The 12,283-nt window shown below is 62.7% G+C and carries 10 protein-coding genes; 9 read left to right on the plus strand and 1 reads right to left on the minus strand.

Going from position 1 to position 12,283, the window contains the following annotated elements; all coding sequences use genetic code 11:
* The first annotated feature begins 146 nt into the window (after positions 1-146).
* The 6 genes from ftsH (at position 147) to ROH8110_RS03505 (ending at position 10,245) form a co-directional block, all read left to right on the plus strand.
* Positions 147-1,979: an ATP-dependent zinc metalloprotease FtsH gene (ftsH, locus tag ROH8110_RS03480; RefSeq protein ID WP_043869998.1), complete on the plus strand. Its 1,833-nt coding sequence runs from the start codon at positions 147-149 to the stop codon at positions 1,977-1,979.
* 52 nt (positions 1,980-2,031) lie between these two features.
* Positions 2,032-4,812: an ATP-dependent Clp protease ATP-binding subunit gene (locus tag ROH8110_RS03485; RefSeq protein WP_052453271.1), complete on the plus strand. Its 2,781-nt coding sequence runs from the start codon at positions 2,032-2,034 to the stop codon at positions 4,810-4,812.
* A gap of 56 nt (positions 4,813-4,868) precedes the next feature.
* Positions 4,869-5,453 (plus strand): NADH dehydrogenase ubiquinone Fe-S protein 4, encoded by a 585-nt coding sequence (locus tag ROH8110_RS03490; protein ID WP_074743001.1) that lies wholly within the window; start codon positions 4,869-4,871, stop codon positions 5,451-5,453.
* Complete coding sequence (locus ROH8110_RS03495; RefSeq protein WP_043869997.1) at positions 5,453-6,598, plus strand: cation:proton antiporter; 1,146 nt, start codon at positions 5,453-5,455, stop codon at positions 6,596-6,598. Before ROH8110_RS03490 ends, ROH8110_RS03495 begins: the two co-directional genes overlap by 1 nt.
* A gap of 324 nt (positions 6,599-6,922) precedes the next feature.
* The gene (locus ROH8110_RS03500) at positions 6,923-8,023 is read left to right on the plus strand and encodes a glycosyltransferase family 4 protein (protein WP_076705622.1); all 1,101 of its coding nucleotides are present in this window, start codon (positions 6,923-6,925) and stop codon (positions 8,021-8,023) included.
* A gap of 17 nt (positions 8,024-8,040) precedes the next feature.
* The gene (locus ROH8110_RS03505) at positions 8,041-10,245 is read left to right on the plus strand and encodes an amylo-alpha-1,6-glucosidase (protein WP_043869995.1); all 2,205 of its coding nucleotides are present in this window, start codon (positions 8,041-8,043) and stop codon (positions 10,243-10,245) included.
* Between the two features lie 42 nt (positions 10,246-10,287).
* Here the strand turns inward: ROH8110_RS03505 and ROH8110_RS03510 are convergent, their stop codons facing one another.
* Positions 10,288-10,512 carry a hypothetical protein gene (locus ROH8110_RS03510; RefSeq protein ID WP_043869994.1) on the minus strand — a complete coding sequence of 75 codons (225 nt, stop codon included), beginning with the start codon at positions 10,510-10,512 and terminating at the stop codon, positions 10,288-10,290.
* A gap of 212 nt (positions 10,513-10,724) precedes the next feature.
* Here ROH8110_RS03510 and ROH8110_RS03515 point away from each other — a divergent pair, with 212 nt between their 5' ends.
* From ROH8110_RS03515 to rpoZ, 3 genes are all read left to right on the plus strand, one after another.
* A complete protein-coding gene (locus ROH8110_RS03515; protein ID WP_043869993.1) occupies positions 10,725-11,222 on the plus strand; it encodes an Hsp20 family protein in 498 nt (165 codons plus the stop codon).
* An 80-nt stretch (positions 11,223-11,302) separates the two neighbouring features.
* Complete coding sequence (locus ROH8110_RS03520; RefSeq protein ID WP_082033237.1) at positions 11,303-12,034, plus strand: NADH dehydrogenase ubiquinone Fe-S protein 4; 732 nt, start codon at positions 11,303-11,305, stop codon at positions 12,032-12,034.
* Complete coding sequence (gene rpoZ / locus ROH8110_RS03525) at positions 12,031-12,270, plus strand: DNA-directed RNA polymerase subunit omega (protein ID WP_052453270.1); 240 nt, start codon at positions 12,031-12,033, stop codon at positions 12,268-12,270. The genes ROH8110_RS03520 and rpoZ overlap by 4 nt, the downstream gene beginning before the upstream one ends.
* Positions 12,271-12,283: the final 13 nt, after the last annotated feature.

A 12,283-nucleotide genomic window follows, 5' to 3' on the forward strand; every position in this document is an offset into this window, starting at 1 on the left:
GCCACGGGATGTAAGAATTTTGGGCATCGTTGCCAGCTTCGATCTTCATGTCGGATCCCTCTTGAACTCGGCTCAAGCAATACCAATCTGGCCGGATGTGACAAATCAGCAACATCTCTACGGGTTGGCGCCGAGGAGAGAAGGGGATGGAAAAGAGAACCGAATTTAACATCTGGTACTGGATCGTCGCATTTTTTGCGGTGATCTTTATTCAGGATCTGATCGCCAGCTACCGCAGCATCGCGCCGATCAGCTACAGCCAATTCGAACAGTATCTCGCCGACGGCGACATCGCTTCGGTTTCGGTCGGGTCCGATACGATCACCGGCACCTTCGAGACTCCCATCGACGGCCGCTCTGGCTTCGTCACCACGATCGTCGATCCCGCAATTCTTGAACGGCTGGACGACGCGGATGTCGAGATCACCGGCGTTCCGCAAAACACCTGGATCGGGGTGCTTCTCTCCTGGGTGGTGCCTGCAGTGGTCTTCTTCGGTCTCTGGATGTTCGTCTTTCGCAAGTTCGCCGAGCGTCAGGGTTTTGGCGGTTTCCTGCAGGTCGGCAAGAGCAAGGCCAAGGTCTACATGGAGAAGGAAACGGGCGTCAGCTTTGCCGATGTGGCCGGGGTCGACGAGGCCAAGGCCGAGCTGGAGGAAGTGGTCGATTTCCTGAAGACGCCTGAGGATTACGGCAAGCTCGGCGCCCGGATCCCGAAAGGCATCCTGCTGGTCGGCCCGCCGGGTACCGGCAAGACGCTTCTGGCGCGGGCCGTGGCGGGCGAGGCGGGCGTGACCTTCTTCTCGATCTCGGGCTCGGAATTCGTCGAGATGTTCGTGGGCGTCGGTGCGGCCCGGGTGCGCGACCTGTTCGAGCAGGCCCGCAAGAACGCACCGGCGATCATCTTCATCGACGAGCTCGACGCGCTCGGCCGCGCCCGCGCCTCCGGTCAGATGGCCGGCGGGCATGACGAGCGCGAACAGACGCTGAACCAGCTTCTCACTGAGCTGGACGGGTTCGACCCGTCGTCGGGGATCGTGCTGCTGGCGGCCACCAACCGGCCGGAAATCCTCGACCCGGCGCTGCTCAGGGCCGGGCGCTTCGACCGGCAGGTGCTGGTGGACAAGCCCGACAAGAAGGGCCGCATCCAGATCCTCGGGGTACACATGAAGAAGGTGACGCTCGCACCGGACGTGGATGCGGAGAAGGTCGCCGGGCTGACCCCGGGCTTTTCCGGAGCGGACCTGGCAAATCTGGTCAATGAGGCGGCGCTATTGGCAACCCGCCGAAAGGCCGATGCGGTGACCATGGAAGACTTCAACAACGCAGTAGAGCGTATCGTCGCCGGGCTGGAGAAGCGCAACCGTGTTCTGAACGCGCGCGAGCGGGAAATCGTGGCGCATCACGAAATGGGGCACGCGCTGGTCGCGATGGCGCTGCCGGGGGTCGATCCGGTGCACAAAGTCTCGATCATCCCGCGCGGGATCGGTGCGCTCGGCTATACGATCCAGCGCCCGACCGAGGACCGCTTCCTGATGACCCGCGAGGAACTGGAGAACAAGATCGCCGTTCTTCTGGGCGGGCGTGCGGCCGAGAAGCTCATATACGATCACCTTTCGACCGGTGCCGCCGACGACCTGGTGAAGGCAACCGACATCGCCAGGGCCATGGTCGCGCGCTACGGCATGGACCCCGATCTGGGCCATGTCAGCTATGACACCGAGCGGCCCGGCTTCCTTGGCACGGGGGATCAATCCGCCTGGCTCAACCGCCGCCACAGCGAGGCAACGGCCGAGCGGATGGATACCGCTGTCAAGGCGATCATCGACGACATCTTCGCGCGTACGGTCGCGCTTCTCGACGCGAACCGGGCGCTGCTGGAGGAAACGTCCCGCGATCTGCTCTACCGCGAGACGCTGGACGAGCCCGACCTTCGGGCCATCGCAGAAAAGGTCCGCACTCAGGAGGTCGAGGCGGCCTGAACACAGAGACCCAGTCCGGACGTTCCGGCTGGGAGCATGACGGAGGTGAAAAATGGCAAACGGCATCTGTGATATCTGCAAATCCCGACCTGCCAGCTTTCGTGCGCAGGTCTCTGTCAACGGTGAACGCAAGGTGATGGAGCTTTGCGACGAGGACTACCGCAGGATCGCCCGACGGCAAGGGCGTAGCGCATCGCCACTGGAATCGCTTTTCGGAGGGCGCTCGCTCTTCGATGAATTCTTTGGCGATGCCGGTGGCCTTTTCGATCGGCTTGGCGAAGATCAGGGGCAACCCGTCCCTATCCGACAGGCGGGGCGCACCGCGCGGCGCGGCGGCATCAATATCGCTGACCGCCTGAGCGAACAGGCCAACCGGCTTTTGCAGGAGGCGGGCCAGAAGGCGCATGAATTCGGCCGGACCGAGGTTGATACGGAACACCTTCTGCTGGCGCTTACCGGCTCGGATGTTGTCCGCACGGTGCTGGGGCAGGTCAAGATCGACGCCGACGATCTGCGCCGCCAGATCGAGAGCGAAGCGAAGAAGGGCGACGCAACGGGGGAGGACCGTGAGATCGGCGTCAGCCCGCGGGTGAAGGATGCGCTGAACCGCGCCTTCATCGCCTCGAACGAGCTGGGCCATTCCTATGTCGGCCCCGAACACCTTCTGATCGGTCTCGCCGAAGAGGGCGAGGGCGTGGCGTCGAGCATCTTGAACCGGCTGGGCCTGACGCCGCAGGCGCTACGCCAGCAGGTGACAAAGGTCGTCGGTCAGGGGGCCGAGGAAGGCCGCGTCGAAACCCCGTCGAGCACGCCTGATCTGGATGAATACAGCCGCGATTTGACCAAGCTGGCGCGCGAGGGCAGGCTCGACCCGGTGATCGGCCGGGCGCGTGAAATCGAGACGACGATCGAGGTTCTGGCGCGGCGCAAGAAGAACAACCCGGTGCTGATCGGCGAACCGGGTGTCGGCAAGACCGCGATCATCGAGGGGCTGGCGCAGCGCATCGTCGCGGGCGAGGTGCCCGAGGCGCTGCGCGACAAACGGCTGGTCGAACTCAACATCAATTCGATGGTGGCCGGATCGAAATATCGCGGTGAGTTCGAGGAGCGGGTCCAGAAGATCCTCAAGGAGATCGAGGCCAACAAGGCCGACATGATCCTGTTCATCGACGAGATCCACACCATCGTCGGAGCCGGACAGGGCGGCGGCGAAGGCGGGCTCGACATCGCCAATACGTTCAAGCCGGCGCTGGCCCGCGGCGAGCTGAACCTGATCGGCGCGACCACCCTGAACGAGTACCAGAAATACATCGAGAAGGACGCCGCGCTGGAGCGCCGCTTCCAGCCGGTCTATGTCGATGAGCCGACGGTGGCGCAGACGATCATGATCCTGCGCGGACTGCGCGACACGCTGGAAAGCCACCACAAGGTGACGATCACCGACGAGGCCATCGTCGCGGCGGCCGAGCTTTCCGACCGCTACGTCACCGGCCGCTTCATGCCCGATAAGGCCATCGACCTGATCGACCAGGCTGCCGCGCGCGTGAAGATCAGCGCTACCGCGCGTCCCGTCGATGTCCAGGAGCTCGAGGCTGAGGTCGCCCAGATCCGGCGCGAGCAGGACTACGCTGCGGGGAGGAAGCAGTTCGACCGTGCTGCTGAACTCAAGAAAGAGCTTGAAGCCAAACAGGTCGAGCTTGACGAGTTGATGGAAACCTGGAAGCGCGACCGGGCCTCTGCGACGGCTGAAGTGCGCGCCGACCACGTGGCGCAGATCGTCTCGAAACTGACCGGCGTGCCGGTGAGCGAACTGACGACAGAAGAGCGCGAAAAGCTGCTGAAACTCGAGGACAAGTTGCATGAGCGGGTAATCGGCCAGGAAGAGGCCATCCATGCCGTTGCCGATGCCGTGCGACTGGCGCGCGCCGGGCTGCGCGAGGGCTCCGGCCCGACCGCGACCTTCCTGTTCCTCGGCCCGACCGGCGTCGGCAAGACCGAGCTGGCCAAGACTCTGGCGGAGACGATCTTCGGTGATCAGGATGCGATGATCCGCATCGACATGTCCGAATATGGCGAACGTCACGCGGTCGCGCGGCTGGTTGGCGCCCCGCCGGGCTATGTCGGTTACGACGAAGGCGGCCAGCTGACGGAACGGGTCCGGCGCCGGCCCTATTCTGTCGTGCTGCTCGACGAGATCGAGAAGGCGCATGCAGATGTCTATAACATCCTGCTGCAGGTCTTCGACGATGGCCGCCTGACCGACGGCAAGGGCCGCGTGGTGGATTTCACCAACACCATCATTATCGCCACGTCGAACCTCGGCTCCGATATCATCCAGCGCAACCTTCGCAAGCGCGGAACCAAGGAGTTCGACGAGGCAGGGCAGAAGGCCGAACTGATGGACGTGTTGCGTGCCCATTTCCGGCCCGAGTTCATCAACCGGATCGACGAAATCATCGTCTTCCATTCTCTGAACCAGTCGGAAATCCGGCAGATCGTCGAGCTGCAGCTGGCCCGTGTCGCCCGCACGGCGCTGACCCAGGGGGTCGAGCTCGACTATGACGGAAGCGTTGCGGAGCATTTCGGAGCAGTGGGTTTCCGGCCAGAGTTCGGCGCCCGCGAGTTGCGACGGCTAATCCGTTCGGAACTGGAGACTGAGCTCGCCCGCGAGATGCTTTCCGGTCGGATCGAGGACGGCGACAAGGTGCGCGTCGCCTGGACCGCGGATGATCAGAAGATCACGTTCCAAAAGCTGGAGAGCGCAGGAGAAACCGAGACCCCCGAAGTGCCGGGCAAAGCCGATAGCGAAGAGGCTGAGCCCGCCTCTGAATGATGGCCCGCGCACCGGCGGTGACGCCGCCGGTGCCGCAATCCGAAGAGAGGTAAATCATGCTGAAAGGACACAACCGCCCACCGTTTCGACCGAAGATCCCCGGAACTGACCTGACATCTCCAGACGTGCCGACAGCGTTGATCTACAGGCCAGCTCGCTCGTCTCACACCTCCGCTCCAATCAGGCGGCAGCATTGGATACTCGAGTTTGAGACGGCCCGGGCGCCGGTCATCGAGCCTCTTATGGGCTGGACCGCAACCAAAGATCCCTATCGTCCGATCCGCCTGACATTCCCTGATCTCGACAGCGCCATCGCCTTCGCGGAACGAAACGACTGGCAGTATATCGTGCGCCACGAGCCGGACAAACGTCGATCCGTGCCACCGCGCCGCTTCTGGTGGGAGACAGCGCCAACCAGCAAGGGAGCCGATGCTCCTGGCGCCCACCGCATCGAGACCGGCCACCGACCGAGTTCCCGGCACCGGCTTCACCGAGGCATCGACGCGGCCAGCGTTCGTGATCTATCAGCGGAACTCGCGACGGCTGCAGACCCGGTCTGTGAAGCGAGTGCTGAATCCTTCCCCGCGTCCGACCCACCGGCGTGGATCGGGGCAACTGTCTATGGAAGCGGGCGACGTTGATGCACGCCGACCAGGGGCTGTTGGAGGCCGCCGCGTTGCTCGCCATGATGGCTTTTTGCCATGTCGCGATCTGCGCATGGCTTGGCATCCCCGCACTGGTCGGTTTCCTGCTGTCCGGCATTGTGATCGGGCCGTCCGGTCTGGGGCTCATCGCCGAGGGTGCCACACTGACGCTTATAGGTGAGGTCGGGGTGATCCTGCTTCTCTTTGCGCTTGGTCTGGAATTCTCCCTCGACAAGCTCGTGTCGCTCCGGCGGCTGATCTTCGGACTCGGTCTGACACAGGTGCTCGTAACCGGAGGGTCGGTCACCGCAGGGCTGCTCGTCTTTACCGAGATCGCGCCGGCGGCGGCGGTTCTGATCGCTGGCGCGGTCGCGATGTCGTCGACCGCGCTTTGCCTTAAGGTCCTGGCGGGCGGCGATGCGCTCGGGACGCCCCAGGGACGGGTCGCGATCGCTGTTCTGCTGTTTCAGGATCTGGCGGCCGTCGGCTTTCTGGCCTTTCACGATGTCATCGCCGCGGCAGGAGTCGTGGAAAGCGGGCACGACGTCCTGAAGATGGTCGAGGGCATGGGCGTGCTCGTCGGGGCGCTCTTCATCGCCCGGTCAATGCTTCAGCGGCTTGCCGGATGGGTCGCAACCCAGGGCGAGGCTGAACTCGCACAGCTTCTGGCCCTGACCGTTGCCTTGCTCGCGGCCATTATTGCGCAGGTTGCGGGTCTTTCGCCGGCGCTCGGTGCCTTCGCTGCCGGCATGATGATCGCTGAGGGCGACGCCCGCCAATTCGTTGAACGGGAAATCAGGCCGTTCCGGGATCTGTTCGTCGGGGTGTTCTTCATCGGTATCGGAGCTCAACTCCATATAGGTGCGCTTTGGTCGACATGGCCAATGGTGTTGGCATGGCTTTTTGTGCTCATGGTGGTGAAACTCGCGCTTGTTGTTGCCCTGACCCGCATGTTCGGAGAACAGCTCGAGACTGCGCTTCGCGCGGGCGCCATCCTGGCCCATGGCGGCGAATTCAGCTTGATGCTCATCTCTGTCACGACTGCCTCCGGCCTGTTGCAAGCCAAGATCGCCGACCCTCTGTTCCTTGCGTTGGGGCTGAGCATGCTGATTGGAGCGGTTGTGGTTCGTCGCGCAGCGTGAATGCGGCCAACGCACACTCAGCACCTGCCTGCTTCGCGCCATATTTTTTGCGCGCGGGAGGGGGTTGAAACTCCAAAGTCGATTTCTAACTGAACTTTTCGCAGGGGTTCCCTGCTATCTGACATCGCTGTTTTGCGCAGGAGGTTTTGCCGGGCAAGGCCATCTCGCGTTCCGGAACCATGGTCCGGCGGATGGCAGTGATCTTGTATCACGACTGTCCGAATTCGAGATGCCACATCCGGCGGTCATGCCCAGGCGGGGTGATCGTAGACGACCTTCTCGCATCCATTGTTGAGGCTTCGCTCAGAAGAGGAGGTTTTGCCGATGAAGATCGCACAGATCGCACCGCTGGAAGAAAGTTGCCCGCCGCGTCTCTATGGGGGAACAGAAAGGATCGTCTCCTATCTCACCGAAGAACTGGTCAGGCAGGGCCATGAAGTCACGCTGTTCGCCAGCGGCGACAGCCGGACCAAGGCCCACCTGGTTCCGTGCAGCAAGGAAGCGCTCCGGCTCGATCCGAACGTGAAGAACTCGCTGCCTTGGCATGTCGCCATGCTGGAGGAAGTCCGCTTGCGGGCCGATGAATTCGACGTGCTGCATTTTCACATCGACTTCCTGCACTATCCCATGGCGCGCGCATTCGCCGATCGCATGGTGACGACCATGCACGGCCGGCTCGACGGGCCTGATCTTCGTCCCTTCTATGCGACCTTCCCGAACTATCCGCTCGTTTCGATCTCGGACGACCAGCGCCGTCCGGTGCCCTTCGTGAACTGGGCAGGAACAGTTTATCACGGTCTTCCCAAGACTCTGCTGCCCTTCACCGAACGCCCGAACGGCGACTATCTTGCTTTCCTCGGACGGATTTCGCCGGAGAAACGCCCGGACCGCGCCATCGAAATTGCGGCGCGGGCGGGGATGCCACTGAAAATCGCCGCCAAGATAGGCGATGCGGATCGCAAGTATTGGGAAGAGATCATCGCGCCTATGGTCGACGCCCACGACAATGTCGAGTTCATCGGAGAGATCAACGAGAAGCAAAAGGCCGAATTTCTCGGGAACGCGCGGGCGCTGCTCTTCCCGGTCGACTGGCCCGAACCTTTCGGCTTGGTGATGATCGAGGCCATGGCCTGCGGCACGCCTGTAATCGCATGGGCGAATGGCTCAGTGCCCGAGATCGTGGAGCCAGGGCTGACCGGCTATGTCGTGCACTCGCTGGAGGACGCTGTCGCGGCCGTCAGCAAGCTGGACCGTATCAGCAGAGGAATCGTGCGCGAGACGTTCGAAGAACGCTTCACCGCAGATCGCATGGCGCGCGACTATGTCGAAATCTATCGCGGGCTGCCGGGCGTCGAGGCTGTTACGATGCCGCTCCCGCATATGCTCGGCGGCCATGGGGCCCATGTCCTGCATGCAGCGGAATGAGTGCGAAGGAGAGTAAGATGACCGAGGCGCTGCAACAGACGGCCTTGCGTGCGTCGCAACTGGTCGCGCCGCCGGCGCAATTCTTCATCCCGGCGGCAGCCTCCTTGCAGGAGCGGCGGCCACGAACCCTGAAGCACGGCGATACCTTCGCCGTGTTCGATCACAATGGCGATGTGCTCTCGGGGCCAGGCAGCCCCGAGGGCCTGTTCCATCGCGACACCAGGTATCTCTCGCATTACTATCTGACCATCGGGGGAGAGCGGCCCATGCTGCTCTCGTCCACATTGCGCGACGATAACGCCACGCTGACCTGCGATCTGACGAATCCCGATCTTTATGACGAAACCGGTCGCTGTCTGATTGCGCATGATCGCATCCACATGCGCCGGACGCGGTTTCTCTGGCAGGGCACGTGTTATGAGCGGCTGGCGGTACGCAATTTCGACGAGGCCCCACATGAGATTACCTTGGAAATCGCCTTTGAGGCCGATTTTGCGGATATTTTTGAGGTCCGTGGCCGGGTGCGGGCCCGCCGGGGAACGTCGCTCTTGCCGGAGGTGGATGGCTCGCACGTGCTCTTGTCGTACCGGGGGCTCGACCACAATCCACGTAGCACCGCTCTGCGTTTTGATCCTGCGCCTGCGCAGCTTGAGCCGGGGAAAGCCGTCTATCGTCTGAGCCTCGCCCCCGGCGAAACGCGTTCGCTCTTTATCGAGATCGGCTGCGACGTGAATGGGGCTGAGGATCCTCCGTCGCGCCTGTTTTTCCGCTCGTTGCGGGACGCGCGCCGCGCACTCAGACGTTCTTCTTCCCGCGCAGCCACGGTGCAAAGCTCCAACGAGATATTCAACGAGACCATGCGCCGTTCGGTCTCGGACCTCTACATGCTCATGACCGATACGGAGGAGGGGCCCTATCCCTATGCGGGCGTGCCCTGGTTCAGCACCGTGTTCGGGCGCGATGCTCTGATCACCGCCTGGGAAATGCTCTGGCTCGACCCGGCGGTCGCGCGGGGCGTTTTACTGCATCTTGCGGCCAACCAGGCGACGGAATTCGATCCGGATACCGATGCCGAGCCAGGCAAGATCCTTCATGAAGTGCGTTATGGCGAAATGGCGGAAACCGGCGAAGTTCCGTTCCGGCGCTATTACGGCAGCGTGGATTCGACACCGCTGTTCGTGATGCTCGCCGGGGCGTATTTCGAACGCACCGGCAATCGGGTGGTGCTGGAAACACTCTGGCCGCATGTCTGTGCGGCGCTCGACTGGATCGAGACCTATGGCGATCGGGACGGCGACGGTTTCGTGGAATACGGGAGGCGCAGCGACAAGGGGCTCGCCAACCAGGGGTGGAAGGACAGTCATGATGCGGTGTTTCACGCCGATGGGACGCTGGCCAAGGGGCCGATCGCGCTATGCGAGGTACAGGGCTACGTCTATGCTGCCCGGCTGGCTGCGTCCGAGATCGCACGGGAACTCGGTCATGACGGGATCGCGGAGGAACAGGCGCAAAAGGCCTCGGAATTGAAGTCCCGTTTTGACGCGGCGTTCTGGGACGATGAGCTTGGAACCTATGTGCTCGCCCTCGATGGTGACAAACGGCCCTGCCGAGTACGCAGTTCGAACGCGGGCCATCTGCTCTGGACGGGAATCGTCCCGGAGGAGCGCGCCGAAACGGTCGTTCGAGCCCTGATGGGGCCGTCGTCTTTCTGCGGATGGGGAGTGCGGACCATTGCCGCGGGTCAGGCACGGTACAATCCGATGAGCTATCACAACGGGTCGGTCTGGCCCCATGACAATGCGCTGATCGGGGCGGGGTTGGCGCGCTACGGGTTCCGTGAAGAGGCCGCACGGATTTTCGAGGGCATCTTCTCTGCGGCCACCTATATCGACCTGCGACGGTTGCCGGAGTTGTTCTGCGGCTTCCCGCGCCGCGAGACGCAAGGCCCCACCTTCTATCCGGTGGCCTGTACGCCGCAGGCCTGGGCGGCGGGAGCGCCGCTTTTGCTGCTTCAGGCCTGTCTCGGGCTGCGCTTCGACGCCGAGGCGCGGCAGGTGATCTTCGAGCAACCGATCCTTCCGGAGTTTCTGGGAGAGGTCGTGCTGCGCAATCTCCGCCTTGATGGTGGATCCGTCGATGTGGCTCTGCGCCGGTCTGGCACCCACGTGGTTGCCGATGTTCTGCGTCGCGACGGACCGGTTCGGGTTATTGTGACCACCTGAAGGGACGGGCTGGCGCCATCGTCTGCGCCAGCCCGATTTCTGCTACTGCAGATCATCTTCTTCCTGATCGGCTTCGAGCAATTCGACCAGCCGGGCGACCCGGCCCGATGGGAAGGGGCTATGGGCATCGACCTGCGCCTCGTCCGCCTCGACCCAGGCCTTGGCACAGGCAAGTTCGGAGGCGTCGGCGCCGGTGCGCAGAATATCAGACAGAAGCGTGGGGTCCGTGCCGGGACCCAGGATGCTTTTCACGTCGTTTTCGGTCATGATCTCCTCCTTTCGAATGCTACAAGGAAGCAAGAGAAATATAGGAGAGCTGTTCGTAGAAAAAAGTTTCCGAGCATCCTCTTGAAACCGTAAGGTGCTGTTCCAAATCACTTTATGCAGATCGCCCAGATGGGGATCGGCCATAAAGCGGGACATCGCTCCTGCGGTGCTCCCGATGTCTGTACCCATGTTGCTCAAAGGAGGATATGGCTATGGCAACGACACTTGATTTTGCACCTCTGTTCCGTTCGAGCGTTGGCTTCGACCGTATGCTCGACGCGCTCGAGACAGCCCGTCGAGTGGAGACGCTCGACAACTGGCCGCCTTATGACATCGTCAAGACCGGCGAGGACGACTATCGCATCGACATGGCGGTGGCGGGCTTTGCCGAAGACGATCTGACCCTGACCCAAGACAAGAACATGCTGATCGTGTCGGGCCGCAAGGAGACGCCCGAAGGTGACGGCGGTGTCAGCTATCTCTATCGTGGCATCGCCGGCCGGTCGTTTGAACGTCGGTTCGAACTGGCCGATCACGTCCGGGTCGAAGCGGCCACGCTGTCGAACGGCTTGCTGACCGTCGAGCTCAAGCGCGAGATCCCCGAGGAACTCAAACCGCGTCGGATCGAGATCGCGTCGGCTGAGGCGACCGAGGGTCTCGAGACCAGGCAGCTCGAGACAGCTCCAGAGCCGGAACCGGTCGCGGCCTGAACCAGCTTGGACCCAGAACGGGACGTTCCGGCCGCTCGGGTGGCGGCCGGACGCCCTTCCTGCAATCTGGAGGCTAAGAGATGAACGTGATCAGCGGAGATTTCACAGGACAATCACATGTATCACCCATTCTGAGTCAGGCCGGTTCGCGACCAGACTGGGACTCTTCTCTGCCGGACGATGCGGTCGCCCGGATATGGAAACCGTCGAAATCGGCGATGACCTCGGGGCGCACGCGTACGAAGGGCTGGAAGATGAGCTTTCCACGCCGGACCGGTCCTTGGCTCGAGCCTTTGATGGGCTGGACGGGTGGCGACGACACGATCCAGCAGATAGACCTTAGCTTTCCGACGCTGGAAGCCGCTATTCGCCATGCAAAGCGTCTGGGGGTGGCTTACGAGGTGCATCTGCCGGCAGGCGAAGCCGCGCGCCGTGCCGCCCGGGCACGGGACAGGCAGGCCGGGCTGTGGTCCGATGCCACGCTCTCTCGGCTCGGACTGTCCGAGATGCGGCAAACCTATCGTGACGCGATGGCCGGCGCAAAACGGCGGGGCGATCCGAAAGGCGGCGATGATGGGCGTTCTCCCATTGAAGTTGCTTCGGACGCCAGCCTGTCGTTGGAGGCTCGCCGTTCTATCCTGATGAACTGGGCCTACACGGAGTATCTTCAGGATGTCGCCAGCACCGAAGGCATGCCGGAAAACCAGCGTGCATCGCAGTTTGCCGAGGTTGAACGAGCGCTGTTGGCGCTTGAAGCGGCGGTGGCCGCCGACGGATTGTATCCATCCGTTGAGGAAGGGAGGGCGGCATGAATCCCTTCGTTGCAATTGATGCCCAGCAGGCGGTGCCCGATCGTTTCGCACTGGTCCTCGCCGCGAGCGCCCGCAGCCGGGCGCTGAGGGCCGGGGCAGAACCGCGGGTCGAACCTAAACGGCAAGCAACCGAAGAGCTTGCCTTGGAAGAGATCGCGACCGGTGCGATTTCGCAGGAGGAGCTGTTGCCCTTCCTGCCTGCGCCGGCGCCCAAGCGGCTGGCTCGGCCGCATTGAATCCCTGGTGAAG

This window comes from Roseovarius halotolerans (genome assembly GCF_900172255.1).
GTDB lineage: Bacteria > Pseudomonadota > Alphaproteobacteria > Rhodobacterales > Rhodobacteraceae > Roseovarius > Roseovarius halotolerans.

What these genes read in the sequence shown, in the direction of transcription:
- ROH8110_RS03510 (WP_043869994.1), bottom strand. Translation starts at nt 10,512, where the DNA reads ATGACCGAAAACGACGTGAAAAGCATCCTGGGTCCCGGCACGGACCCC.
- ROH8110_RS03490 (WP_074743001.1), top strand. Translation starts at nt 4,869, where the DNA reads ATGCTGAAAGGACACAACCGCCCACCGTTTCGACCGAAGATCCCCGGA.
- ROH8110_RS03495 (WP_043869997.1), top strand. Translation starts at nt 5,453, where the DNA reads ATGCACGCCGACCAGGGGCTGTTGGAGGCCGCCGCGTTGCTCGCCATG.
- ROH8110_RS03520 (WP_082033237.1), top strand. Translation starts at nt 11,303, where the DNA reads ATGAACGTGATCAGCGGAGATTTCACAGGACAATCACATGTATCACCC.
- ROH8110_RS03515 (WP_043869993.1), top strand. Translation starts at nt 10,725, where the DNA reads ATGGCAACGACACTTGATTTTGCACCTCTGTTCCGTTCGAGCGTTGGC.
- ROH8110_RS03500 (WP_076705622.1), top strand. Translation starts at nt 6,923, where the DNA reads ATGAAGATCGCACAGATCGCACCGCTGGAAGAAAGTTGCCCGCCGCGT.
- ROH8110_RS03505 (WP_043869995.1), top strand. Translation starts at nt 8,041, where the DNA reads ATGACCGAGGCGCTGCAACAGACGGCCTTGCGTGCGTCGCAACTGGTC.
- ftsH (WP_043869998.1), top strand. Translation starts at nt 147, where the DNA reads ATGGAAAAGAGAACCGAATTTAACATCTGGTACTGGATCGTCGCATTT.
- ROH8110_RS03485 (WP_052453271.1), top strand. Translation starts at nt 2,032, where the DNA reads ATGGCAAACGGCATCTGTGATATCTGCAAATCCCGACCTGCCAGCTTT.
- rpoZ (WP_052453270.1), top strand. Translation starts at nt 12,031, where the DNA reads ATGAATCCCTTCGTTGCAATTGATGCCCAGCAGGCGGTGCCCGATCGT.